Annotated in this window: 23 protein-coding genes; 8 read left to right on the plus strand and 15 right to left on the minus strand. The window is 39.3% G+C overall.

Annotated features, from left to right (window positions below):
• Nucleotides 1-2: 2 nt before the first annotated feature.
• Nucleotides 3-911 carry an ATP-grasp fold amidoligase family protein gene (locus U735_RS0108640; protein ID WP_031443439.1) on the minus strand — a complete coding sequence of 303 codons (909 nt, stop codon included), beginning with the start codon at nt 909-911 and terminating at the stop codon, nt 3-5.
• 64 nt (nt 912-975) lie between these two features.
• Between U735_RS0108640 and U735_RS0108645 the strand changes: the two genes are divergently transcribed.
• On the plus strand, nt 976-1,803 hold the full coding sequence (locus tag U735_RS0108645; protein WP_031443440.1) for a glycosyltransferase family 2 protein: 828 nt from the start codon (nt 976-978) through the stop codon (nt 1,801-1,803).
• Here U735_RS0108645 and U735_RS0108650 read toward each other — a convergent pair.
• Complete coding sequence (locus U735_RS0108650) at nt 1,782-2,576, minus strand: glycosyltransferase family 2 protein (protein WP_031443441.1); 795 nt, start codon at nt 2,574-2,576, stop codon at nt 1,782-1,784. The two genes, U735_RS0108645 and U735_RS0108650, sit on opposite strands and share 22 nt — an antisense overlap.
• 331 nt (nt 2,577-2,907) lie before the next feature.
• Here U735_RS0108650 and U735_RS25705 point away from each other — a divergent pair, with 331 nt between their 5' ends.
• Nucleotides 2,908-3,603: an adenylyltransferase/cytidyltransferase family protein gene (locus U735_RS25705; protein WP_198036626.1), complete on the plus strand. Its 696-nt coding sequence runs from the start codon at nt 2,908-2,910 to the stop codon at nt 3,601-3,603.
• On the opposite strand, the gene U735_RS0108660 is transcribed toward U735_RS25705, so the two are convergent.
• The 3 genes from U735_RS0108660 to U735_RS0108670 are packed head-to-tail and all read right to left on the minus strand — an operon-like array spanning nt 3,600 to nt 5,404.
• On the minus strand, nt 3,600-4,184 hold the full coding sequence (locus U735_RS0108660; RefSeq protein WP_031443443.1) for a LicD family protein: 585 nt from the start codon (nt 4,182-4,184) through the stop codon (nt 3,600-3,602). The genes U735_RS25705 and U735_RS0108660 overlap by 4 nt on opposite strands.
• 13 nt (nt 4,185-4,197) lie before the next feature.
• Entirely contained in the window at nt 4,198-4,578 is a 381-nt protein-coding gene (locus U735_RS0108665; RefSeq protein WP_031443444.1) for a hypothetical protein, read from the minus strand.
• 10 nt (nt 4,579-4,588) lie between these two features.
• The gene (locus U735_RS0108670) at nt 4,589-5,404 is read right to left on the minus strand and encodes a 2,3,4,5-tetrahydropyridine-2,6-dicarboxylate N-succinyltransferase (RefSeq protein ID WP_031443445.1); all 816 of its coding nucleotides are present in this window, start codon (nt 5,402-5,404) and stop codon (nt 4,589-4,591) included.
• Nucleotides 5,405-5,506: 102 nt separating this feature from the next.
• Here U735_RS0108670 and ruvX point away from each other — a divergent pair, with 102 nt between their 5' ends.
• The 4 genes from ruvX (at nt 5,507) to U735_RS0108690 (ending at nt 9,789) form a co-directional block, all read left to right on the plus strand.
• Nucleotides 5,507-5,917 carry a Holliday junction resolvase RuvX gene (ruvX, locus tag U735_RS0108675; protein WP_031443446.1) on the plus strand — a complete coding sequence of 137 codons (411 nt, stop codon included), beginning with the start codon at nt 5,507-5,509 and terminating at the stop codon, nt 5,915-5,917.
• Nucleotides 5,918-5,921: 4 nt separating this feature from the next.
• The gene (gene def / locus U735_RS0108680; RefSeq protein WP_031443447.1) at nt 5,922-6,512 is read left to right on the plus strand and encodes a peptide deformylase; all 591 of its coding nucleotides are present in this window, start codon (nt 5,922-5,924) and stop codon (nt 6,510-6,512) included.
• A 58-nt stretch (nt 6,513-6,570) separates the two neighbouring features.
• Nucleotides 6,571-6,999, plus strand: coding sequence for a DUF5606 family protein (locus U735_RS0108685; protein WP_031443448.1), 429 nt, complete (start codon nt 6,571-6,573; stop codon nt 6,997-6,999).
• Between the two features lie 210 nt (nt 7,000-7,209).
• A complete protein-coding gene (locus U735_RS0108690; protein ID WP_034248114.1) occupies nt 7,210-9,789 on the plus strand; it encodes a carboxylesterase family protein in 2,580 nt (859 codons plus the stop codon).
• Nucleotides 9,790-10,003: 214 nt separating this feature from the next.
• Here U735_RS0108690 and U735_RS0108695 read toward each other — a convergent pair whose 3' ends face one another.
• The 5 genes from U735_RS0108695 to U735_RS0108715 all read right to left on the minus strand — a co-directional run bounded on the left by U735_RS0108695 (nt 10,004) and on the right by U735_RS0108715 (nt 16,196).
• Nucleotides 10,004-11,509: a S10 family peptidase gene (locus tag U735_RS0108695; RefSeq protein ID WP_034248116.1), complete on the minus strand. Its 1,506-nt coding sequence runs from the start codon at nt 11,507-11,509 to the stop codon at nt 10,004-10,006.
• 113 nt (nt 11,510-11,622) lie between these two features.
• Nucleotides 11,623-13,242 (minus strand): family 20 glycosylhydrolase, encoded by a 1,620-nt coding sequence (locus U735_RS0108700; protein WP_031443451.1) that lies wholly within the window; start codon nt 13,240-13,242, stop codon nt 11,623-11,625.
• 46 nt (nt 13,243-13,288) lie between these two features.
• Nucleotides 13,289-13,933 carry a GDSL-type esterase/lipase family protein gene (locus U735_RS0108705; protein WP_031443452.1) on the minus strand — a complete coding sequence of 215 codons (645 nt, stop codon included), beginning with the start codon at nt 13,931-13,933 and terminating at the stop codon, nt 13,289-13,291.
• Between the two features lie 113 nt (nt 13,934-14,046).
• Nucleotides 14,047-14,934, minus strand: a complete 888-nt coding sequence (locus U735_RS0108710) for an alpha/beta hydrolase (RefSeq protein ID WP_031443453.1) — start codon at nt 14,932-14,934, stop codon at nt 14,047-14,049.
• Nucleotides 14,935-14,945: 11 nt separating this feature from the next.
• Nucleotides 14,946-16,196, minus strand: coding sequence for a serine hydrolase domain-containing protein (locus U735_RS0108715; protein ID WP_031443454.1), 1,251 nt, complete (start codon nt 16,194-16,196; stop codon nt 14,946-14,948).
• A 113-nt stretch (nt 16,197-16,309) separates the two neighbouring features.
• Between U735_RS0108715 and U735_RS0108720 the strand changes: the two genes are divergently transcribed.
• Nucleotides 16,310-18,520: a DUF5916 domain-containing protein gene (locus tag U735_RS0108720; RefSeq protein ID WP_232233204.1), complete on the plus strand. Its 2,211-nt coding sequence runs from the start codon at nt 16,310-16,312 to the stop codon at nt 18,518-18,520.
• A gap of 22 nt (nt 18,521-18,542) precedes the next feature.
• Here the strand turns inward: U735_RS0108720 and U735_RS0108725 are convergent, their stop codons facing one another.
• The 4 genes from U735_RS0108725 to U735_RS0108740 form a co-directional block, all read right to left on the minus strand.
• A complete protein-coding gene (locus tag U735_RS0108725) occupies nt 18,543-18,866 on the minus strand; it encodes an EthD family reductase (protein ID WP_227020864.1) in 324 nt (107 codons plus the stop codon).
• A gap of 130 nt (nt 18,867-18,996) precedes the next feature.
• A complete protein-coding gene (locus tag U735_RS0108730) occupies nt 18,997-19,893 on the minus strand; it encodes an SMP-30/gluconolactonase/LRE family protein (RefSeq protein ID WP_031443457.1) in 897 nt (298 codons plus the stop codon).
• 70 nt (nt 19,894-19,963) lie between these two features.
• Nucleotides 19,964-20,992, minus strand: a complete 1,029-nt coding sequence (locus tag U735_RS0108735) for a DUF3500 domain-containing protein (protein ID WP_034248118.1) — start codon at nt 20,990-20,992, stop codon at nt 19,964-19,966.
• A gap of 59 nt (nt 20,993-21,051) precedes the next feature.
• Nucleotides 21,052-22,542 carry a TolB family protein gene (locus tag U735_RS0108740; protein ID WP_031443459.1) on the minus strand — a complete coding sequence of 497 codons (1,491 nt, stop codon included), beginning with the start codon at nt 22,540-22,542 and terminating at the stop codon, nt 21,052-21,054.
• A gap of 105 nt (nt 22,543-22,647) precedes the next feature.
• Between U735_RS0108740 and mazG the strand changes: the two genes are divergently transcribed.
• Nucleotides 22,648-23,421: a nucleoside triphosphate pyrophosphohydrolase gene (gene mazG / locus U735_RS0108745; RefSeq protein ID WP_031443460.1), complete on the plus strand. Its 774-nt coding sequence runs from the start codon at nt 22,648-22,650 to the stop codon at nt 23,419-23,421.
• Nucleotides 23,422-23,512: 91 nt separating this feature from the next.
• On the opposite strand, the gene U735_RS0108750 is transcribed toward mazG, so the two are convergent.
• A complete protein-coding gene (locus U735_RS0108750; RefSeq protein ID WP_031443461.1) occupies nt 23,513-26,119 on the minus strand; it encodes a PAS domain S-box protein in 2,607 nt (868 codons plus the stop codon).
• Between the last annotated feature and the right edge of the window lie 332 nt (nt 26,120-26,451).

Raw genomic sequence — 26,451 nt, forward strand, 5'->3', positions numbered from 1 at the left:
AGCTAGTCCGTAACTAGACTGGTTATATATTTTTGTCCTTTTGGAATCGCTGGTAGAACAAAGTAATCACCAATTATTTTATTGTATTTTTCTGGTAAAAAGCTATTCCTGGCATCGGAGGGATAAAAGGTCATTTCACCAAATAATGTTTTTCCTTGTATGGAATAAAGGTCCACTCTGGTAAACGGAAGTTTGGCCGCTAATTTTTGGGCTACTTTTTTCATTTCTCCAAAATTTTCGGGCTTATCAATTTCTCCTTCGTAGAAAGGGGTGTTTTTGGTAAATAGGTCTAGTTTCTTCCACTCCATATCATAGTAACACCTAGAGTTCGTCGTACCTCTATCCAAATCGATTTGAACGAATTTAGGTACTCCGTTAAAGCAAAAAAACTTGTAGTCGTTCAATACCTCCTTGCCCATTTCTTCTAGGTATTTTTCTGCTATTAGCCTGGGCTTAACATCTTTATAGGCCCATTCCTTGCCACCCCGGAAGTATTGGTTCTTGGACATCCATTTCTTGAATAAATATCTCGATTTAATTTTATTCAGCTTTTTCTTATCCTTAACAATTAGATTGAAGTGATAGCCATGGACTCCCTTGATTACAAATTGATCTGGCAATTTGTCAAAATCCACTTCGGAACTTCTTTCATAAACCGCTAGGGTCTCATTTAAATATTGTTTTCCAATTTTGTCTTCCACATAAGATTTAACGGCATATTTGTCTACAAGCTGATTTAATATTTTAGGTCTGAAAAAAACTTTGTACCACGATATTTTTTCATAGAATTCAACCGGATTATCAAGATCCAATTTCTTGCCCGAGTAATATTCGTAATAGATTTTTATGAACGTCTTCTGGGGAAGAAATTTAAATTTCTTTAGAAGTCCAAATAATATTTTTTTAACCATAACCTAATACAAAGATAAAGTAGGTGGGCAAAGATATGTAAATAAAGGTTTATAATTTTGCTGGGTGGACAACTGCACCCCTTCAATATCCGTTATTGTAAGTACTTATAATTCCGAAGAATGGTTGGAAAAGGTACTATGGGGTTTTCATCAACAAAGTTATCGGGATTTTGAGGTAGTAATAGCCGATGATGGTTCGGGGCCCCGAACCAAGGACTTGATTGGATCGATGGCAGATACGGTTTTTTATAAAATTCTTCATGTGTGGCAGGAGGATGAGGGATTTCAGAAATCCAAAATATTGAATAAGGCATTAAAAGCCTGCCGAGCAGAATATGTAATTATGACGGATGGCGATTGTATTCCAAGGAAAGACTTTGTTGAAGTGCATCAATGCAATAAGGCTGCTGGCCATTTTATCTCCGGAGGTTATTTTATGTTACCTATGAATATTTCCCAAATAATTACGAAGGAGGATATTGAAGAGCAAAATTGTTTTAACATTAAGTGGCTAGAGGCCCAAGGCATAGCCAAGAAGTTTAAAAGTGCAAAATTGACTGCAAAGGGACATGTGTCAAAGTTCCTAAATTCATGGACCCCTACAAATGCCAGCTGGAACGGACATAACTCATCCGGTTGGAAGGTGGATATTCTACGGATAAACGGTTTTGATGAAAGAATGCAGTACGGAGGACAAGATAGGGAACTTGGGGAAAGATTGGTAAACAGTGGAATTAAGCCAATACAATTAAGGTACAGTGCTATATGTGTGCATTTGGATCACAAAAGAGGGTATAAAACGGAAGCTTCCATACATAAGAACAAATTCATCAGGAAAGAGGTAAACAAGAAAAGAAGTTCTTGGACCGATTATGGCTTGATCAAAAAATAGCTTAATTTCTCCTTTTTGCCCAAGCGTTTTAGCTCCATATACCTTTCAAAATCGCCTAAGGCATTTAAATAACATATGGTAATCCCTTTTTTCCCATCAAGTATTCCCAATCTAATTATGTAGTGGTTAAAAAACTTCCAAAAAGGTTTAAAGATTAAAAGTAAGTAATTGAACCTTTTGTCCTTTTGATGGGCTTCTTTGGCTTTTAATCGCCCGTATTTAAGCATTTTAAATTTGTAATCCTCATAGTTCTTATAGCAAAAATGCATTAATTTTTGCTTCAATATCCCGGATGTACCCTTGACAATAAGGGTTTCATGAACTATTTTTTCCTTGCAAAATTGAGCCCTACTTTTTCTAAAAAGTCGGTAGTTCTTATCAGTTTGCCATCCACTAAAGCGAAGGCGACTGTTTTTGAACATAAATTTTCGGTAGAACCAATATGCACAATGTTCGGAATCTTTTTTGGCCTTGGCTTTTATTTCATTCCTTAACTTGTCCGTTACCACTTCATCCGCATCCAAGAAGAGGACCCAATCATGTGAAGCCCATTTTAGGGCAAAGGATTTTTGGGCCGTATAGTTTTCGAACTCGTTTTGGATAACCCTAACCTTGGGGTGATTTTTGAGATACTCGTAGGTGCCATCCGTACTATACGAATCCACCACTATAATTTCATCTGCAAACTGAATGGAATCTATACACTTTTCAATATATCCCATTTCATTATAAGTGATTATTAAGGCCGATATTTTTTCACTTTGATCTATCATGCAATCGAAATTTTTACCACTTATTAGATAGTTTTAATGGAAATAGTTGCGTTAAAATCACTAAAACTTATAACGATATTACCAAATACATAACAATTAAAAATCAATAATAGTATATCAAATAACAAGTAGTTTTTCCTAGAATGTGCCACAGAAGTTTAATTAATATTGGATATTGATTTGATTTTTAGGGCATTTCTACAAGGGATTGGGCAAATGAATAGCTGAAGAGTCTAGTGTGGTTAATAATTTATTAAGGTTTTTTTTATGATAACTTCATAAATATGGGAGTTGGGTAGGGCAATATATAATAATTGGGTTATAATAATTTATGTCTATTACCGTTTACTACCTTTACACCTTAAACGAACAATTGGATTCTTCACAAATGACTGATTCTTATCTACATATTCTAATTTCGAAATATCCAAACTGGAACTTTGTCACCGATCCGGACGATCAGGTAAAGTTGTATATAAGCTGTAAATGTGAATTTGATGATGCTTTGACAGAGATGTTGGAGATCGTTAAAAATATCGGTATTTTTTTTGACAATAAAGATTACGTCATTAAACTTAAAAAGGGGAATACCCTTGCTATAAAAGTCAAGCATAGTAAAAAGCCTAAGAAGTATAATAAAATGTATACTTCAGGTTGTTTTGATATTTTTCATTTTGGGCATCTGAACATTCTTAAAAGGTCGAAACAGATGTGCGACCATTTAGTTGTGGGTGTTTCCACAGATGAACTTATTTTAAAGGAAAAAGGGAGGCTACCTATTATTCCGTTTGAGGAAAGGATAAAACTGGTCAAAGCCATTAATTATGTAGATGAAGTTATTCCCCAGACAGATAAAAATAAGCAACGAATAGTGGATGAGTATAATATTGATGCTATTTCCGTTGGTGACGACTGGAAAGGTAGATTCCCGAAAACTACATGTCCGGTGGAATATGTGGCCTATACTGAAAATGTAAGTAGCACCATTTTAAAGGAAACATTGCACTTACAACCTCAGGCAACCTAGGCTATAGCATTGTCATCTTTGGAAGTATCCCAATTTTTAACCTGTTTTTGCCAATCACCATATCTATAAGTTAGGTATTCTTCTGTAAGCGCTGGGATTTTATAGTCGAAATCTTTAAAGGAAATATGTTTAAAGCTGTGGTAGAACTTGCTTGGAACAAATTTTGTTTTGTTGTCAATTTCCCAATAACTGTTCTGCCCATGCTGATATTTAATAAAAACGTCTAGGCAAACCGCCCCTTTGAGCAATCCAAAAAATCGCTTTTCCCTTATTTTTATCATTCGGATGTTGCCCTTGGTAAAAAACTCCGAAGTCTCATCAAAATTCCTTGTCCTTACCCTATAACCTGCTTTTTTTAATTCTGAATAAAAATGGTCCAACTTCCCCAATTGGTCATGGTTAATGGACATGTCCACATCGTTATCCCATGGTAAAAGTCTGTTTTCCCTTTTTATACCCAATAAGGTGCCTCCTTCTATCCAGTAATCAATCTTGCAACGGTCAAAAAGGGTAGCCACATTTTTGAGCATCCTTTCGGCAATAACTTTATTTTTTCCTTCTAAGGTGATGTTATATGCCATGATGCGTTAAGTTCTAATCCAAATTATTTTTTAGGAAAACGCGGAGCCCGCCCAGATTTTCCTCCTTATTGTAGGGAAAGGTATTTATGCCAACGGAGCTGGCAGAATTTATGGCTTCCGCATTGTGTTCAAAGTAGACAACTTCTGTTGGTTTTAATTTAAAATGGCTTAACATTTTAAGGTAATATGCCTTATCGGTCTTGTTGGGCTTATGTTCCAAACTAAAAACCTCATAAGGCATATTTACAATTCCATAAGTAATACATTCCTGTTTGTTGGCATTTGTTAAGATGATTTTGGGATTGGGATAGGAGTCCAATAATTTCTTTAGATCGTAATCCATTCCCTTTTCAGTAACAAAGGTGTTCCAAGCATCTACAAGAATTGTTTTCATTTCTTAGCTTTTAAACAGCAACGTCGTATTCCCTAAGGGCATCGTTCAGGGAAGTTTTTTTGTTGGTGCTCTCTTTACGTGTACCAATGATCAAGGCACAGGGCACCTGATAGTCGCCAGCCGGAAATTTTTTGGTATAACTCCCTGGTATAACAACAGATCTTGCCGGTACCAATCCTTTTCTTTCTACAGGCTTGTCGCCAGTAACATCAATAATTTTGGTTGATCCAGTAAGTACTACATTTGCTCCCAATACGGCCTCTTTTTCTACGCGTACACCTTCCACGACAATACATCTGGATCCAATAAAGGCATTGTCCTCAATAATTACAGGGGAGGCCTGTAAGGGCTCCAAGACCCCGCCAATTCCTACACCTCCGCTAAGGTGGACATTTTTTCCAATTTGGGCACAGCTACCAACGGTGGCCCAAGTGTCTACCATGGTGCCTTCATCCACATAGGCTCCGATGTTTACATAACTTGGCATTAAAATTGTTCCTGCTGAAATATAAGACCCGTGTCTGGCAACCGCATTGGGAACAACACGTATTCCTTTTTCTGCATATCCTCTTTTAAGGGGCATTTTATCGTGATATTCAAAGATACCCGCTTCCAAGGTTTCCATTTTTTGAATCGGAAAATATAGTACCACTGCCTTTTTTACCCATTCATTTATCTGCCATCCATCTGTTGTTGGTTCAGCACAGCGCAACTTACCGTTATCCAAAAGATCTATGACCTCCCTTATGGCAGTCTGAGTTGGAATTTCTTTAAGTAAGTCTCGATTTTCCCAGGCAGTTTCTATTGTTTTTCTTAATTCTTTCATCTTTAATAATTCAAATTTTAGCAAATATAAGGGCTAGTAGGTAATTAACCTTTTGTTTTTGCACTTATAACAATTTATCCCTTATTTTTGCAAAAAATTTGTGTGGGAAGGATTTTAGCATTGGATTATGGAAAGGTGCGGACGGGAATTGCCGTTACGGACGAGTTGCAAATTATAGCTTCTGGCCTGACTACCGTTGATACCAAGGAACTTTTGAATTTCCTAAGGAAGTATGTTCAAGAGGAGAAGGTAGAAAAATTTGTGATAGGGGAACCTAAGCAAATGAACAATCTTCCATCCGAATCCGAGGAATTGATCAAACCTTTTTTGAGAACTTTGGAAGGTGTCTTTCCAAAGATACCTGTAGAGCGGCAGGACGAGCGCTTTACGTCTAAAATGGCATTTCAGACAATGATAGATAGTGGTCTTAATAAAAAACAAAGAAGGGATAAGGCCCTAGTCGATGAAATTAGCGCCACTATTATCCTTCAGGCGTATTTAAATAGAAAATAGTAGTATGATTTTACCTATAGTTGCTTATGGAGACCCGGTACTTAGGAAAGTAGCGGATGATATAGACAAGGATTTTCCAAGATTCGAAGAATTGGTGGCCAATATGTGGGACACCATGTATAATGCCAATGGGGTTGGTTTGGCCGCACCCCAAATAGGACTGCCCATTAGATTGTTCCTTGTGGATACCACGCCATTTGGGGATGACGAAGAGCTTACCGAAGAAGAGCAAAATGCATTGAAAGGGTTTAGGAAAGTTTTTATCAATGCACGTATTGAGGAAGAAACTGGAACAGAATGGGCTTTTAATGAAGGCTGTCTTAGTATTCCCGATGTTCGGGAAGATGTTTCCCGGAAAGATACCATTACCATCTCCTATATGGATGAGAATTTTAAATCTTATAAGGAAACCTATGACGGACTTTTGGCCAGGGTAATCCAACATGAATATGACCATATAGAGGGCATATTGTTTACCGATAAATTATCCTCCTTAAAAAAACGCCTTTTAAAGGGTAGGTTGGCCAACATTTCCAAGGGGAAGATAAAGGTGGAATATAGAATGCGGTTTCCCAACATTAAAAAAGCACGTTAAAACTATTTCTATATATAAACAAAAAGTAGCATATTTGCCGCTGAAACTAAAATAACAGATGGGTTTAAATAAAATATTATCGATTGCAGGTAAGCCGGGACTTTTTAAATTATTGACGCAAACGCGTACAGGTTTTGTAGCCGAATCCTTGTTGGATGGCAAAAAAGTTACCGTAAGTTTTAAGAACAATGTGAGTGTCTTGTCTGAGATTGCAATCTATACGTTGGAGGAGGAAGTGCCGTTAAAGGTGGTGTTTGAAAAAATCAAGGAAAAGGAAGATGGTGGAAAAACAGCGGTGAGCCATAAAGAGGATAAGATAAAATTGGAAGAATATTTGTTTGAAGTGCTACCCAATTATGATGAAGATAGGGTTTATGCCAGTGATATTAAAAAGATCATTCAATGGTATAATTTATTACATGAGCACGGTATTACAGAATTTGCGGACGAGGAAGAAAAAGAAGAGGCTTCCAAGGAAACAGAATAGATTTTCTTTATATACAAAATTAGAACCTTCGTTTACGAAGGTTTTTTTATGCCGTATTGTAAGTCCTTTTTCCGTAAATGAGTTTAGCCATCGCCTTTATGTTAAAAATATTCTCCATTTAGCTTCGTGCTTTTGTTATTGGTCTAAATTGTTGGGCAGCGGCCTACTAATTATGGAAATTAATATTTTAATTCCGTAATCAATTATATCATGGCTAAATTTAAAAAGAAAAGTGCTGCAATTTTACTAATGTTCCTTGTTCTTCCCTTTGTCCTCCCCGGGCAACAACGTACAGGAAATATTGTGGAATATTTCGGTAAGGAAAAAGTTGAGGATATTCACGAAGGAAAAGTGATCCATGTTTTTGATAAGGCCTTGGCTCTATCAATTCCAAGTTTCGGATTTGAATCCTCATCATTTCCCGTAGATCCGGTTTTTGATAAGTTCCTAATGGAGCCCAGTACCCAGGTGAGGGAAGGTGAAGTTTTTGATATTGATCCGTTTGGAAGGGAATTAAAATGGAACTCCATAAAGGTAGACAGTACCAATAGCTTTTCCGGCAGGGACCTTAGGTCGGGTTATGTATATCTCACTTACAATTCAGGATCGGAGAAAACGGTTTTGTTCGAAGCTTCCGGACATTCCTTGGCTTCCATTAACGGTTATCCATATGAGGGTGATCATTATGATTTTGGTTGGAACCTTATTCCTGTAAAGTTGAAAAAGGGGAATAATATTTTTGTTTTAAAGGTTGGCCGTTTTCCCAGGGTTCGAGCGCGGATATTGGAGCCCAAGGCCGAGGTTCAATTTACTACACGAGATGTAACAGTTCCCGATCTTTTATTGGAGGAGGATATGGAATATAAGGCAGCCATAAGGGTGGTAAATGCTTCGGATAAGTGGATCGAAAAATACAAGATTATTGCCAAGGTAAACGGAAAGGAACTTACTACAAAAGTGAGCGACATTCCTCCTTATACGGTATATAAAATTCCTTTTTCCATTCCTTCGTCTACCTTGGATACCTCAATGGCGAAGGTGAATGTAGTTCTAAGTTTGATACAAAGTAATGGACAGCAGGTCTCTAGCGAAACTTTGACTTTGAATGTGAAGTCGAAAAATAAACACCATAAGAGAACCTTTATAAGTGATATAGATAAAAGTGTACAATATTACAGCGTGGCACCGGACAAAAGTGGAAATACAGAAGGCGCTGCACTTTTCCTTTCGGTACACGGTGCTTCGGTAGAGGCCGTGAATCAGGCAAACGCTTACAAGCAAAAAGATTGGGGGAACCTTGTTGCACCAACAAATAGGAGACCGTACGGGTTTGCTTGGGAAGATTGGGGAAGATTGGATGCCTTGGAAGTGCTGGCGGATAGCAAGAGGATTTTTAAACCGGACAATAGCAAAATTTACCTAACAGGGCATTCTATGGGAGGGCATGGAACATGGTATTTGGGGGCAACTTACCCAGACCATTTTGCTGCCATTGCACCATGTGCTGGATATCCAGATCTGTTATTGTACCGCGGAAGTAGGTCCGAAAGGCTTATGGAAATGACCGAAGAGCAGAGAATGCGGTATGGCATTAGCCCTAAAATGTTCGAACGCCTTACCCAGAAGTATGTCCCCACTGCAGTTGAAGACATCGTTGAAAGAGCGGGAACACCGAGCAGAACCTTAAAACTGATACGAAATTACTTGCATCACGGGGTATATGTGTTGCACGGCGAAAAGGACAATGTAGTTCCTACTAATTTAGCCCGGGATATGAGGGAGCGGTTGGGGAAATTTCATCCAGATTTCACCTATTATGAGTATCCAGACGGTACCCATTGGTACGGGAACCACAGTGTGGATTGGGATCCGATTTTTAACATGTTTAAGCAACGAACCATTCCCGAGATAAAGGATATTAAAAAATTGGAGTTCAGTACCGGTTCTCCTGGGGTTTCTGCATCCTCACATTTTATTACCATCCATCAGCAACAAATACCCTTTGAGGTTAGCTCGTTTGATTTTTCATTGGATAGCATTATTAAAATGGAGACCAAAAATGTGTCTTTATTGGAGGTGGATTTTTCATATTTGCCTGGTGAGATCAAGAGCATAGAGCTAAACGGAAAAGAAATTGGTATACCTTCAAAAGAGAAGATGTTTTTCAAGGAATCGGATGGGGTCTGGACAATTGTTTCCAAACCATCCTTGGGGGAAAAAGGCCCCCATAGGAACGGTGGGTTCAAGGATGCCTTTAGAAATGATGTAGTGTTCGTTTATGCTACCAAAGGATCCAAATCGGAGAACGATTGGTATTATAACAAGGCTAGGTTCGATGCCGATACATTCTGGTATAAGGCCAATGGAAATATTGAATTGGTCGCGGACACCAACTTTTCTCCCAAAGATTATCCCAACAGAAATGTTGTTATTTACGGTAATAAGTCCAACAATGCGGCCTGGGACAAATTATTAAAAAATAGTCCGGTCCAAGTATATAACAATAAATTAAATTTCGGGAATAGAAGTCTTACGGGAAGCAATTGGGGCTTATACTTTATAGTACCAAGGGCCGATAGTGATTTTGCCAGTGTTGGAGTGGTAACGGCAACGGGACCAATGGGTATGAAAGCAGCCTACGCCAACCATTATTTGGTGAACGGAACCACATTTCCCGATCTAATGCTCTTTGATGAAACTGTATTGGTACAAGGGACTTCAGCCGTCAAATGCGCTGGTTTCTTCGGAAACGATTGGTCTATTGAAAAAGGGGATTTTGAGTGGGAATAAGATCTTAACAGTAAACAAATTGATTATAAACCCCGTATGGAACATGATCCATACGGGGTTTAAATTTTACTCGATAATCGAGATTGAAACCTGCCCGTTCCGTTAAGGCGGGCCTGCCCGTTCCGTTATGGCGGTTATTAATATTTTTCTTCCGTTACCTCAAGGGCCTGTCTTTGTCCGAATACTGTCTTGTCCTGGGCAATCGATTCTGTATTTATTTGGACGCATTTAGTATAAATCGGGAAACATCTTTCTTAAATTTTTCCATTGATGGCTGGTGGGTGTACATCATATGTCCAGCCTCATAATATTCCATAATAATATTATCCTTGATCTCCTTTTTAAGACCCAAATGGTTGATTGTGTGTTCTACGCCATAAAAAACAGTGGCAATATCATAGATGCCATTTAGGATCAATACTTTCATATTTGGATCTCTAGATAATGCTGTGGCCATATCAATACCGGTGTTGATCGCCGCTGAAGCACCCCATCTTTCATTCCCTTGATGGGACCAATCCCATTTAAATCCGTCCCTTCTCCCTGCGGTTATTGAGTATAATAAATTTTTGTTGACTTTTAGGTCACCGTAAAAATAATCCAAAAACCCACTAATGTAGGCAGGAGAAATGGCCGAACTTTGCGGGTCATGACTTCCTTCCTGGGATAGTAGATCTTCATTGATTCCAGTAAATCGCGAATCCAATCGTCCCACTATTTCACCCTTATCCCTTAAAAATTCAGCAAAAAATTCACTGGCAGTAACCCTTAGGTCTGCTTTGAGCCAGTAGTTGGTTTCTGTACCGGTATAGTACGCTAACTTGGAGGCAATGTTGGCCTTTTCATTTTCAGGAAGTCGATCCCCTTTAAAGAGGGCGGGCGTATACTCGTTTTCGGTAAAGGATCGAACCGTCTCCAGGAATTCATACACATTTTCCGGCTTATCGTCTATTTTATTATGATACCAGGCCGTTGCTGCATAGGTCGGAAAATGTACTATATAGGGGAGATCATCATTTGGAGGGAACAATAAGGTACGAAGGTCAAAAACAGCCGATACCATGATAACACCGTTCATGGCCACACCTTGGCTCAAAAGGGTATTCATTAAACCGGCGTTCCTAAAAGTCCCGTAGCTTTCTCCCAGTAGGAATTTGGGACTGTTCATACGGTCGTTATGTATCAGAAACTGTGTAATGAACAAAGAAAGGCTGCGGATATCCTGGTCCACACCCCAAAAGTCTTTAAACTTGGCCTTTCCAACGGGGATGCTTAGGCCAGTACCTACGGGATCTATCATTACAAGATCTGCTATATCCAGAATTGAGTAGTTGTTGTTCACAATTTTGTAGGGGGCGGCGGGAGTAGATTTTGGGTCGTCCACTACAATTCTCTTAGGTCCCAAAATTCCCATATGCAACCAGAAAGAGGATGAACCTGGCCCTCCGTTAAAGGCAAAAACAATAGGACGCCTTTGTGTTGTCAAGCCCCTTTTGGAATCCCTGGTGTAATAGGTAAAGCCCATTAAGGCAATTGGCTTATTAGTTTCATCCTTCACTTCAAAAGTTCCTGCCTTTGCCGTTAAATAAATGGTGTTGCCATTTATGGTAACGCTTTGCATGGTGGTAGCAACCTCGGCTTTGGGTATGGAATCATTTTCCTTATTGGGATAGCACAATTGTCCCAAAAGAAGGGTCGTAATTAGAATAAAGGCTTTCATTTGTTTAGTATTTAGATTGGGTTAAATAGCTAAACGGGCAAGGATATGATAATTAGGGGCTTACAATATATTAAATATATAGATTATAGCCGATAGTATTGCTTAATGAATATTTAGTCCTTTTCAATAGTTTTATAGGTATACTTGCTTTTTTTCCACTCTATGAGTTCGGAAGGATAGTACTTTACATTCATCTTATCCAAATATGGAGCCTGGTTGCCCAACCTCACCTTGTAATTATCCCAATTTCTATTTTCTTCAACACTCCAGCTAAGTTCGGAATAACCGATCATCCTTGGAAAGGCCAAATATTCCACTTCATCCATATTGCTAACGGTTTCGGACCAAAGTGGTGCTTCAATGCCCAAAATGTTCTCCTTGTTTATTCCTTGAACATATCTCTCCGGGGTCCACACATATCCGGTATCTACAGGAATTAAACCTGCCCAATTAAGTCCGTATTTTGAAAGGGTATCATATTTCATGTCCAAATAGGCTTTTTTTCCTGGAGACAAAATAACTTTTAGCCCCTTTTCTACAGCCAGTTTGGCATTTTCTTCATTGGCCCAAAATTGGGCAATGGCACTTGTATCTATGTCAGCGTGTACAATTTCATCCCAACCTATCATTTTTTTGCCGTATTTCTTTACAATTTTGTCCACTTTGGAAACAAAATGAATAAAATCCTTCTTTTTGGTAACATGACTTTCATCGCCTCCGGCATGAAAATATGGGCCTGGAGTAATGGCTGAAATTTCCCTTACCACATCGTCGATGAAGGCGTAAACGGTATCCTTATTGGCGTCAAAGGTGCTGAAACCTACTTCGGTTCCGGTATAGATCTTAGGTGTTTTTCCATTTCCATTTAGGATAGGATACGCAACGGATGCGGCATTGGTATGGCCAGGCATATCCACTTCTGGAACTATGGTAATAAAATGTTTGGCGGCATAGGCCACAATGTCCTTATATTCTTCTTGGGTGTAAAAACCACTGGGGCCACCTCCAACTTCAGAACTTCCACCTATTTCGGTAAGCTTTGGCCAAGATTTAATTTCTATGCGCCAGCCCTGATCATCGGTAAGGTGCAAATGCAAGGTGTTAATTTTATAATAGGCCAATATGTCAATATACTTTTTTACATCCTCCACGCTAAAGAAGTGTCGCGCCACGTCCAACATGGATCCCCTGTATTCAAAATTGGGATTGTCTATAATCTTACCTGTGGGAATCAACCATATTTTATTTTCGGACAGGGTGTCATTACTGGTCTCCGGAATAATTTGCCTTATAGTCTGTATTCCCCTAAAGGCGCCCTCGGCAGTTTTTGCATTAAGAATAATGGAATCTTGGGTTATGTAAAGGTCGTAACCTTCCTTGGAGGAAAATTCAGTACTATCGGACTGATTGATAAAAATAATTCGTTGGGAGCTGGTATTGGGTGTAGAATTTACCGCCAAATCCAATTCGGTCTGCCATTTTATCTTTTCTGATAAGAACTCTCCAACCTCTGGAAAACCTTCGGCATTTTGAGAAGTATAAATGATGGTGTTCTTATCCAACCCAAAGGCACTATTGGTAGGGATTATCTTTAGCGGTTTAGGGATTAAATTTTCCGCAGTTAGATCTGTCATAGGAAAGTTGATTACTTTCTTTTTTTCCTGCTGACAGGCAACAAAGGCAGTAAAAACTATCAGTACTACTAGCGATTTGATTAGGATTGATTTTTTCATTTATATAGATTGTATTAGTATTATTAGGTTACTGCTGATCTAGGGATCAATTCATATAGGGTTGAATAACTGAAAACCAAAGGTCGTACCCTTTACTGTTCATGTGAAGTCCGTCACCTATAAAGATATCCTTTTTTACTTGTTTTCCGTCCATCATCGCATCCCATACATTGGCGAACATCAAGGCATTGTCTTCTTCACATAGCTTTTGGAAAGCCCTGTTCAGTCTAATGTATTTTCTTTTCAGGTTCCATCTGGCTATACTTGGTTTTGCTGCTATGATTACCACCTGTGTAGCACTATTTCGTTCCTTTATCTTTTGTATTATTTCACGGGTAGTATCTATAATATCTTTGGTTTTTTTCTTGGCCGCAATATCATTATCCCCCTCGTAGATAAATACCTTTTTGGGATTATATTGTAATATTAGTTCGTTGTAATAACGGAAGAGATCGGAAGATTGGGATCCACCAAAGCCTGAGTTGATAATTTGGTGATCAGGGAACATAGATTCCAGATTTTTCCACATTCTAATGCTGGAACTACCTGTAAATACTATGGTTTCCTTGGAGGAGTCCCACAGGGATTCATACTTTTTCTGTATGGCCCTTACCTCATTTTGAAAGTCGGGGGCTTTTTGGCCATAACCAAGGAAAGCTAAAGAAAGGAATAAAAAAGTGAGCTTTTTCAATGTAATTGAATTAAAGGTTTAAATTATAATATTTATTGTTCCTGTCAAATAATTTTCGACCGGGAACATTGGTTGTTCGCTAATGGTAAAATTTGGCATTAGTTGGACTTCGATTAAGGTTGATGGCGTGGAACTACAATTCCCTCCGCTACCGACCATTCGTAAAAACGTGATATCCAATTGTCCGAGGGCAAGTTCTGGGTTTTCATTCCAAAACCATGACCACCCTTGGAATACATGTGCAGTGCGGCGTTCATTCCCGACTTTGACCAGGCCGAGTACAGATCTATACTCTCATGTGCTAGGTCATATTGATCGTCCGAGGCGCAGATAATCAACATTGGCGGAGCGTCATGGGGAACACTATAGGGGCTTAAAACTGTCATCCACGGATAAACAGGAACTATAAAATCTGGCCTGTTGGATTTAACATAATTAAAAGTAACGCCCATATTTACGGAACCACCAGCAGAAAAGCCCATAAATCCTATTTTGTTGGGGTCGATTCCCAATGACTTTGCATTGCTCCTTACATAGTCCATTGCATTTAAACCATCTGATGTTGCCAGGTCAAGGACCATGGCCATTTTTTTTGTCATTGCCGAAGAAGTATTTTGATTATCTCCATTTTCATTGGGGAGGACACTTTCATTTTCTGGCAATAGTCTGTATTTAAGTACAAAGGCCGTAATTCCTTTGGAGTTTAACCATTTTGCTACATCTACACCTTCGCTATTGATACTTAATACCCGAAGTCCACCACCAGGTGCAATAACAACTGAGGTTCCATTATTTAGGGAGGGCGTTGGTCTAAATATTTGAAGGGTTGGTGTAGAAACATTGGAAATCAATTCGGTTTGCCACTGTTCGGAATAAGTTGTTTTTTCATCGCCTAGCCAAACTAACTCAGTATTGTTTTCGTTAGGAAGTAAAACAATTTCCTGCGAAATCATCATTTGGGGCAATTGCATGGCAATAAGAAAAAGTATAACTCTTTTCATTGATATGTTGATTAGTATTTTGTAATGAGCGATTGGTAAACCATTTGTCTCATTTTCTCCCCATAATAATTGTTGTAAGGTTGTAGCTGACTCATTAGGATTACTATGAGTTCTTCTTTTGGGTCTATAAAGAAATAGGTGCAATAGGCTCCGCTCCAATAGTATTGACCTACCGAGCCCAATGCTTTGCTGTCGGCTAGATCGGTGGTAACACCAAATCCTAATCCAAAACCTTGCCCTGCGGCCTCATATAAATTGCCTACTTGGTTCATGGTCATGATATCCACGGTTTTGGGACTTAGTAAATGTTTACCTTTGAATTGCCCTTTGTTTAGAAGCATTTGGCAAAATTTCATATAGTCGGAGGCACTGGAAAAAAGGCCATGCGTTCCTCCGTAAATGGTATTGCCCTCTGTGGGCAATTGGGTTTTGGAATTTATCAGATTCCCTTGTTTGTCCAAATTATGAACTGGCATCCATCTCCCCTTATTTTCTTTGGATATATTATACCCAGTGTCTTTCATGTCCAAGGGGTCAAATATCCTATCTTTTAAAAATTCGGCAGTGGTCATTCCGGAGAAATGTTCAATAAGCAAAGCCAAGACATCTGGGGATGCACTGTAGTACCATTGTTCCCCTGGGTGTCCTATAAGGGGCATTTCTAGCATAGCGTTTACCCTACTTTCTATATCCTTATGTGGTTCGGAGTAAAGTGCTTTAGCAATCTCGTTGTCCAATTTGGTTCCTCCCAGACCATGTGAAAATCCGGCGGTGTGCGTTAAAAGATGGTTAATGGTTATTTCCTTGTTGACTTGTTCCGTTTCTCCGGTTGCCCCTTGATCCACATTCTTCGCTACCTGTAGATTCTTGAACTGGGGTAAATATTTGGAGACCGGATCTGTTAGGGAGAAATATCCTTCCTCATATAACATCATAAACGCTGCAGTTACTATGGGCTTTGTCATGGACATGATATGGAACAACTGATCTTGTCGAATAGGGGTCTTATTGGCCAAACTACTATATCCATAGGCAGTTTCGTGAACAATTTCCCCCCGTCTCATAATATAGGAAACGGCACCTGGAATTCTTCCTTCGATTATTTCTTTTTTAAGAAAATCGTCATATCGGTTCAACCTTTCCTTATCAATTCCCGATATGTTTACACTTGATAGGGCATTTGAACCAGTTTGCCCATTGGCAGGAACAGCTAGGATTAATAGAAGAAACAATAGCGTTATAATTGCGTTTGTGTTTTTCATGATTTTGTTGGATTAATCTTTTAAAGATAAGATTAAAAAATTGTTCCATTAAATCCTTAATTGTTATTATATTAGAGTATTAGCCAAACCAATACCAACAAACCAAAAACACCATGCCCAACCAAAAATTTTTATTAGTTCTTTTCGCCTTTTTAAACTTTTCTACAATTGGATTTTCCCAAACGCCAGTTTTAGATAATGACACCCAAATACGACCAACCGCTGTTGCAGTTCCCATTGAAACCGATCCTTTGATCGATGGGAATATTTTAAAAGATGAAGTTTGGCAAAAGATAAAACCCTTTGGGGGCTTATTACAAAGTCAACCCAATTACGGACAAATGGCCAGCGAACGCACGGAGATAAGAATTGCCTACACTGAACACACTTTTTATTTGGCAGTAGTCTGTTATGATTCGGATCCTGATGGGCTAGTAGTTTCCGATGCCAGAAGGGATGCTTTGTTGGATAATACCGATGCCTTTCTTTTTATAGTGGATACTTACAAGGATAATCAGAACGGCTTTATTTTTGGAACCAATTCCCTAGGAGTGGAATATGATGCCCAGGTAGATAACGAAGGTCAGGGCAACCAAAATACAAATAGGCAACAAGGCGGGACCATAGGTGGTTTTAATTTAAATTGGGATGGGTCTTGGAAGGTTAGGACTTCAGTGCACGACGAAGGATGGAGTGCGGAATTTGCCATTCCATTGCGTACCATAAGATTTCAGCCAGGCAAGGATTGGGGCATTAATTTTCGCAGAAATATAAGGAAGACCAATGAAATTGTTTATTGGTCGCCCATGCCCATAGGGTTTAACTTAAATAGACTTTCCTTGGCCGGCACCCTTACGGGCCTAAATCTTAAAACTCCTAGAAATTTAAAGGTTATTCCCTATGTGCTGGGACAATTGGCCAAAGATTTTGAAGCCAATGATCCGAAGGCAAGATTTACCCCTGAGGTGGGTGGGGATATTAAGTTTAGTATTACCCCTAGTCTTACCTTGGACCTTACCTATAACACCGATTTTGCCCAGGTGGAGGTAGATGAGCAACAGGTAAATCTGGATCGTTTTAATTTGTTTTTTCCAGAGAAGCGACCGTTTTTTTTGGAGAATGCAGGCTTGTTCAGTGTGGGGAGTCCTGGGGAAGTAGATCTGTTTTTTAGTAGACGTATCGGGATAGGGGATGATGGAAACATAGTGCCCATAATTGGAGGGGCCAGATTATCCGGGAAATTGGACCGAACCAATGTTGGACTTTTAACCATGTTTACCGATGAGGTTGAGGACGCGGGAATTCAGAAGAATAATTTTACGGTAGCTCGCGTTAACCATGAATTCAAAGGGCGTTCCGCCTTGGGGGCGGCGTTTATCAATCGTTCAGGGATAGGTGTCGATGATGACTTTAACAGTACCATAGCCCTCGATGGAAAATTGGGTTTGGGCCGTAAGGCCAGAATGACCGGTTTTTATGCCCGTACCAATGGGCCAATGGATACCATAAATGAACATTCTTTCCGGCTTAAAACCGACTATATTTGGAACAGTTGGGAAATAGGAGGTGGGTATACGGAAGTTGGGGAAGGTTTTAATCCAGAAGTCGGATTTTTACAGCGATCTGCCTTTAGAAAGCCGGAAGCTCGGATTTTATATCACTACAGGCCAAAAAATGAAAACTCTGTTATCTTGGAATTAAGGCCTCATATTTCCTACAATAGTTTTTGGAATTTTGAAGGCTTCCAAGAAACTAGCTATACGCATATTGATAACCATTGGGAGTTTAAAAGTGGGATGGAAATCCATACTGGTCTAAACCTTACCACAGAGGGGGTTTTGGATCCTTTTGAAATTTCAGATGGGGTCACCGTATTGCCCGGTACCTATAGGCACTCGGAATCCCAATTGGTTTTCTTTACCAATAAAAGTAATCCCGTTTCTGTAAATATTCGTTCAGTGATCGGTGGTTCTTTTGGGGGTAAAAGATACCAACAAAGTGCCACCTTGAGTGTGCGATTGGGAGATAAGTTCAATTCTGATTTTATATATCTCTATAACAATTATCAATTGCCGGTCGGCGATTTTACCGCGAATATTTTCCGTAGTCAAATGACATATTCCTTTAGACCCAATTTATATGTACAGAGTTTGGTGCAGAACAATTCGGCCAACGAGCTTTGGGCGGTAAATTTACGATTGGGCTGGTTACAGCGTGCCAATACAGGGCTATTTGTGGTCTATAATTACAATGTACGGGAGGGCGATCCCTTAAACAATAGCATTATTATTAAATATAGCCGTATGTTCGATTTGGTAAACTAGAGCGGTTTACGATCCTAACTTTTCATATCATTACTTCACTAATCTGAACAACAGGTTCAATGTTTGTAAAATTGGGAAGATCGCCCATAATTTTTTCTGCATTCGGGCCGAAGGAATTCTGAAAAGAATCCATAGATGCAAAATATAAATTGCCCATAGCTGCATAAGTTGCAGGTGATCCAGGAATGGCTCCTCCAAGTCCTTTCTCTACAGTTGCGGCCTTTACAGAATCCCCTAATAATTCCCCAACCAGTTGTACATGTTGGTTGCAATAATAATCCATATCAAAATTTTTGCCTTCTCCGTTAGGATACAAAACGCTTACTTTAATCATTCCTTTTTTCATAATAGTTTATCTTAATTGTTTTTCCAAATGTCAATAATAATAGGAGGCTGCTTAAATGAAAGCATTTGCAAACAGGGATTTAAGAGTATAAGTTGTAAACTTGCTGCAAATACTTAAATATAATAATGTTCTATCTAATCCCCTTTACATTCATTTTTAGAGTGTACAAGGAGGTCATGGCGGTAATAAATAGGGTTTTTTGGTCTTTGCCTCCAAAGGTTACGTTGGCCGTCCACTTCTGATCAATAGGAATATGCGATATTTGTTCCCCTTTGGAATTAAAAACGGTCACCCCGTTCCCTGTCAGATATACGTTCCCCCGGTTGTCCATGGTCATGCCATCGGAGCCCATATTGGCAAAAAGGGTCTTGTTGCTTAGGCTGGCATCTGGGTTTATGGTATAGGAATAGGTCTTTTTATCTCCAATATCCGCAATGTATAAAAGCGTACCCTTCTTATTACCTATGATGCCATTGGGCTTCACAAAATCTTCACCTACAATGATTATATCCTGATGATCTGGAGTAAGATAGTAAACGCGCTGTTGTTCTATCTCCTGTTCAGTTCTTGTCCAGTATGGTCGTTTGTAGAAAGGGTCGGTAAAATAGATACCGCCCTTGGGGTCGACCCAAAGATCGTTGGGACCGTTTAATTTTTTGCCTTCAAAATCATCGATCAGGACAGTAATGTTTTTTTGGGAATCTATTTTCCAAAGTTGATTTTTATCATCTGCACAAGCCAATAGATTTCCTTGGTGGTCAAAGTAGAGTCCGTTAGATCTTCCAGAAGGCTCCATATATACCGATACGGCTTTCTCCTTGTCAGACCACTTTATAATGCGGTCGTTGGGTTGGTCCGTAAAATATACATCCCCGTTGGGGGCTACTGCCGGTCCTTCGGTAAAAAAATAATCAGTGGCAACCAAACGGACTTTAGCATCCTCGGCAATCAAAGGAGTCTGCAGTGATTTGCAGGACAAGGAGAACAAAATCGGTATTGTTAAAAATACATTTAAAACTTTTTTCATCTAATAAATTTTATTCTTAGAACTAATTGGGAATAATTATAGGTATGGGTTAAGGCCTATATTTTATCAATCAATGTTGGTGTTCTTTTTCATAGTGGGCCTTTAGAACGTCTTCCCCGTAATCATTGGTCAGATCCCTTACAACGGTGTGTACATGGTTGGCATCGTTTTGGGTGTTATCATATTCTATGAGTAAGCTAGGGCCTTGAATACGGAAGTAATGCCCTTTACCGGGATGTTGACTTCCGGCCCAGGCAAATTTTAAGTTGTCTATTCCCGCCTTATTTATTTTGTCTCGAAATCCGGCGGCAAATCCATGTTCGTAATTATTGATGTACAGGTCCAGAAGTTCCATGAAAATCTTCTTTTGGTTTTGGGAAAGGTCCGTATATGGTATTCCCAAAGACTCTAGTTGCTCTACCTTTCTTTTTGTTGTGGTGATGATATCATGTGGGGCAACATCTGTAAATACTACTGTTTTTAATTGTTCCGGGGTCATGGAGTGAAGAAGGGAAAAACTTAATTGGGCTTCTTTTTTCAATACTTCCTTGCCCTTGTATTTGGTACTTCTTACAATGCCAGGGTTGGTCCCAAAAAAAGTAGGGGTAGAGGAGCTTATGATACCTTCGGTAGAAGTAAAATTTAAGGAGAGGTGGTGTCCTTCAAATCGCCATCCCCAAGGTTGGTCCTTGGATGGATTGCCAAAAATACAAAAGTGATAATTTAAGGGGTCGCGCCTAGGCCTACCGTCAGGCATTTTATCGTTATCATCATTTTCAATAATTCTCAATACTTTTTCCAGTTCCATAATTTCCTGGGACTTGCGAAAGCCTTCCTCACTCAAGGAAGCCCTTAATAGGTCGAGTGCTGCCTTTTTTTGAGTCTCATTAAAATCATGGAATGTGGCCCCTTCCCTTGGAATGGGTACGTAATTCATATTAAAGCGTTCTGAATCATCTAAAGTAAATAGTGTTTTGGCTTTTATCTCGTCGGACAAACTATTTAAAAATGTATTGGCCTTTTCCAGTACGTGCTGAGCTGGTAGAAGACCAACAAACATAAGGAGTAGGGACGAAGCGACTATTTTTTTCAGGGTCATTTTAATTTTTAAGCACATTTTTCGGTTTTTTGATTATTTCTGTTTCAACTGTATTAATATTATTTTAGGCGATAGCTAACGAATGCCAAACGGCTACTATCGGGTGACCAAGAAGGTACATTCATAGACCCTTGTCCACCAAATAATTTGGCAATTATCTTTGTTTCGTTGGTTTCAAGATTCAGTAATCGGAGCATGACGTCTTTGTTGGTGGGGTGCAAATTTGCGGGAACCTCGGGACCAAAAGATATATAGGCCAACCATTTGCCATCTGGAGAGGGGTGGGCAAACCAATCGTTGTAATTATCCGTTGTAATTTGTTCCTGTTCGCTTCCATCTGGCTTCATGCGCCAGATCTGCATTGTCCCGCTACGGTCAGAATTAAAATAAATGTATTTCCCGTCAGGCGAGTAATCGGGTCCGTCATCCAGGCCGGCTGCGGAAGTCAATCTGGTTTCCTCCCCTCCGGTAACGGGAATGGAGTAAACGTCATAATTGCCATTTCGCGCTGCACAATAGGCCAAAGTTTTGCCATCTGGAGACCATCCATGCCAATAGGAGGGACCATTGGGCGTTATTTTTTTTGGTACTCCACCTTCAATGGGTAACGTATAGATCAAAGACTTTCCTGTTTCGGTCTGGTCACTTATGACCAACATCTTACCGTCAGGTGAAATGCCGTGGTCATTGTTTATTTTTTTCGCAAAGTCTGTCGGAATTAAACTGGGTTCGCCTCCTTCAACTGGTATTTGGTAAAGTAGTCCCATACTGTTATAGATCAATTTTTTTCCATCGGTAGTCCAGTTTGGCGCATCCAAACGTTTTTGCGATTGGAGGATTACTTTTCTGTCCAGGGAGGCAATTGGAATAATTTCCAGAGTACTTTCCAATGCTTTAATGGAATCAGGGATGGTTCGCAGTTTTTCTATGTGTACATTAGAGAATTTTGCGGTTTCCACGACTTCATTGTTATGGGAGCAAACGCCAAGGCCAATATAAAAAGGAGCTTTAAATGGCACTTTTATGGCCCCTCCAGAGGATTTTAATTCCCCATTCCCTGTGGATAAGGACATAAAGAGATAGTCGCCTACCTTGTCGATCCGTGCTCTTTTGGGAAATTTAATATTGGACTGAAGCTCCCGGGTTATATCCCCATCTACTTCCCTGTATTGTATGGCAGCCATACCATCGCCATGAACGGCTACATCCGCATAAGCTGATCCGGGTTCCAGACTTTGGCGGATAATTAGACAGGCTTTTCGGTGTGGGTCCACACCTTTGCCCAACAACTCAATATCCGCTTCAATGGCAACATCTCCGGACATCTTTCTCCAAACATAATGCAGTTGGTCATTGTTGAACCACATATTTGTTCCACTTGCCGAAATAGTATAAGTGCTGTCCAAAGGATCGAATTTTATAGAGCCTTTGTATTTTACTTCACCAATATCACCATGGCCTTGGAATACTCCCAAATCCTGTTGGACTCCCCATGCAAGGATAACCAAGCCAATCAAGGCCATAGGAAAAACAATTATTTTATTGGTCATAATAGTGTGGTGAGATATGCAAGGAAATAAAGTTAACTAAAAAACTCTAAACATACGACAGTTGAAACCATACGGTCTTTGTATTTTTGTTGAAAAGTAAATTTTATGAATTCTAGGGAATCCCAATTACAAGCCTTTGATCGCCTTCTTACTATAATGGATGAATTAAGGGCACAATGTCCGTGGGACAAAAAGCAGACCATGCAAACACTACGGCATTTGACCATTGAGGAAACCTATGAATTGGGAGACGCAATTCTGGACAATGATTTGGAGGAAATTAAAAAGGAATTGGGCGATGTTCTGTTGCATATAGTTTTTTACGCTAAAATTGGAAGTGAAACAAAGCATTTTGATATAGCGGACGTTGCCAATGATATCTGTGAAAAGCTCATTAATAGACACCCGCATATTTATGGGGATGTAGTGGTAGAAAATGAAGAGGAGGTAAAGCAGAATTGGGAAAAAATAAAATTAAAGGAGGGTAAAATAAGTGTTTTGGAAGGTGTTCCCAATGGTTTACCGGCCCTTGTAAAGGCCAACCGTATACAGGATAAGGTGGCAGGAGTAGGGTTCGACTGGGAAAAACCCGAGCAGGTATGGGAAAAAGTACAGGAAGAACTGGAAGAATTCCAAGATGAGGTTAAACAAGGAAATGCGGACGCCATGGAGTCCGAGTTTGGGGATGTTCTATTTTCTATGGTAAATTATGCCCGATTTTTAAATATTAATCCCGAAAACGCCCTTGAGCGTACCAATAAGAAGTTTATTAAGCGATTTCAATATTTGGAAAACAAGGCCAAGGAACAGGGCAAAGCCTTAAAGGATATGACCCTATCTGAAATGGATGTTTTTTGGGAGGAAGCCAAAACCATTTAAATTTCATGGACGGCTTACTCTGCCACTCGATAAATGGATCCGGTATTAGTAACCCAGTTTCGCCCCTACTAAATTTGAATTGTTGGTGCTATTAGAATATTACAGTAAATGTGGTTCCTACCCCCACTTTACTAGAAGCCGAAATAGAACCTCCCATGGCTTCGATCTGTATTTTGGTCATATAAAGTCCAACCCCCTTAGCTTCGGGATGACTGTGGAATACCTTGTTGAGCCCAAATAATTTATGACCGTGCCTTTCCATATTTATACCCAATCCATTATCACTTATGCTCAATATTGTTTTACCATCTTCAATTTTGGATTCCACGTAAATTTCTGGAACCCTATCCTCGGATTTGTATTTGATGGCATTGGAAATTAAATTAAGAAAAATGCTGTCAAGATATATATCATTATATATTACGGTAGCTGCATTTGAGAAATCACTTTTAATTATGGCCCCGGATTGGGATATCTGACTAGAGATGATTTCTTGGGTTTTGTTAAGTGTTTCTTCGAATGATAATTCCTGGGTTGCCTTGGTACTGTCATCCGTAGTCTGGATTACTTCAACCATAGTATTCAAGGTAGAAGAAAGGTGGTCTATTACGATTTCGAATTTTTCAAATAATTCACTGCGTTCCTGCTCACTTTTGGCTTCTTTGTAGAATCTGGATAAAGTTTGAAGGTTACCTACTGGCGATCTTAAATTGTGGGAAGTTATATGGGCAAAATCTGCCAATTGTCGGTTTTGGTTTTTTAGTTTTTGGGTTAAGGCTTCTAGATTTTCTTTCGTTTCAATTATTTTTTTACGATTGTACACCGTTTCGGTTATGTCCGTAGCAACCCCTAAGAACCCATTAATTTTTCCATTTTCGTCTTTAATTGCGGTGGTAATCAATTGTACGGGAAATTGTGAACCATCTTTCCGTATGTAGGTCCACTCCATGGATTCAAAACTATCCCTCCTTGCATGTTCAACAAAAACATCGAAACCGCTGATCGTTATTCCAAAAAGATCTGATAGTACCTTTCCATGCTGTTCTACCTCTTCACGGAGATGAATAATTTCCGGTGTTTTTTTACCGATCATTTCAGTGGCGGAATACTGCAACAAGGTCTCAGCTCCTTGGTTAAAATGGGTTATTATGCCATTCATATCTGTTCCAATTATAGAAATTGGACCTGCATCAAAAATGGCCCTTAATTCTTCATTGGCCTTGTTTAGGGCATTCTGCGAAACTTTTATATTGTTGATGTCATGGAAAACACCGTAAAGTCTTACACATTGACCGTTGACCATTTCCGCCTGTCCAATGGCCCGTGCCCAACGGCTTTTTCCTTTGGCAGTTATCAATTCTACTTCCACATCATAAGGGATTCCATTTTCAATAGCGTTGTTTACCACATTTTGAATCTTCTCCCTGCTTGGTCCTTCCTTGAAAAAGTTAATTGCAGTTTCAAGGTTTGGTTCATAATCATGTGGCACTTCATGTATTTCACAGGTTACAGTGCTCCAGATAATTTTGTTGTTAATAAGATCAACTTCCCAAGTTCCAATACGGGCTACTTGGTTGGTTTTGTCCAAGATTTCCTCAATTCGGAGTTTTTCATTTTCCTTCTCTTTAAGGGCTGTGATGTCTAATGTATAAATTAGAAGTCCTCCTATTTTATTTGGGGAAATATACCAAGGCCTAATGTCAAAGCTAAGCCATTGCACCCTACCGTCGGGCCATCTAAATACTGTTTCATCCTCATGGTGAACGGAGCCGGAGAGGCACTTATTATGAATTTTTTTCCAATGTTCATCTATTTCTGGAAATACCTCATAAAGGGATTTTCCTATAATATCTTGATCAACCAGGTTGTAGTCGCTTCGCCATCTGTCCGATGCCGCTAGGAACCTCATCTCATCGTTAAACATGGCCATGGCGTTGGGTGCTTGGTCTATAAATATTTTATTGTACTCCTCCTTAAGCTGCAAATCCGCTTGTAAGGTCTTTACTTGCTCCATTTTTTCCTGTATTGCCCTATTGGAATTTGCTAATTCCTCATTGGCAAGATGGAGCGATTGGGATTTTTTTCTAAGTTTCTTTATTAGGGGCAATAAAAAGAAGGTAAATTGACCAATGATTACCAGAGCAACGATTATTGCGATGTAGTAAGTTATGCTGTAAAGATTGTTCAGGTTTTTTCCCGCTATGTTTTGATATTCCGATACTATATTGTCCGTACTGGTCAAAACAGAAGATTCCACTTCCTTTATGGTGTTGGTATTGATTTTCAGTACCTCAGGGTCCCATGGATTGTTTAGGATTTGAAGGGCAGCGTTCAATAATTCTGTGGTCTTGGGTTGCGCTGCAGCGAATAGGGAATCTATTTTTTCAGAATTCTTGACCTGTTTGTTGGCCAAAATAAGGAAGTCCTGATTGTTCTGCCATTCCGTGATTAAAGCGCTAAGACTATCGAGATAAACTCTATTGGCTGTATCGCTCTGGTCCAAGCCAAAAGAAAACACCTGTTTAGATATACGTTGACTTAGCATACGTTGTTTTCCAGAAATGTTGATGATGTTTACATCCGAAATTAGATTGTTGATCCTATTCTGGAAGAATAAGACCGCAGCAATTATTATTAGAACAATAGTGGCAATAAAAAGAAGGTATCTTTTTTTTGTAGACTTTTCGAGTTCTTCCATTTTGGGGTTTTTGTATAACCTCTTGTAGGTCTATACAGGAAATGGCCTTAAGGAGTAGTAAAACTCTTTCGCAAGTCGTATTAAAAACCTAACGATATACCCTATTTGCCCTATATTGACTGATATTTTTTAAATATAGGATATTTTTTTTGCATCTTAAAATACTTTTCATGCACCCATTGTCAAAAATGTAAGGTTGGAAAATTAAAAATATAACAAAGTAGAAAAGGTGATTAATGTACTTTTATATATTTATGAATATACCCCCAATTTACTTTCCTCCCAAACTGGTCGGTTTTGACAACGATGGTTTAAATTAGAAAAATCCTTAA

Source organism: Arenibacter algicola, from assembly GCF_000733925.1.
GTDB lineage: Bacteria > Bacteroidota > Bacteroidia > Flavobacteriales > Flavobacteriaceae > Arenibacter > Arenibacter algicola.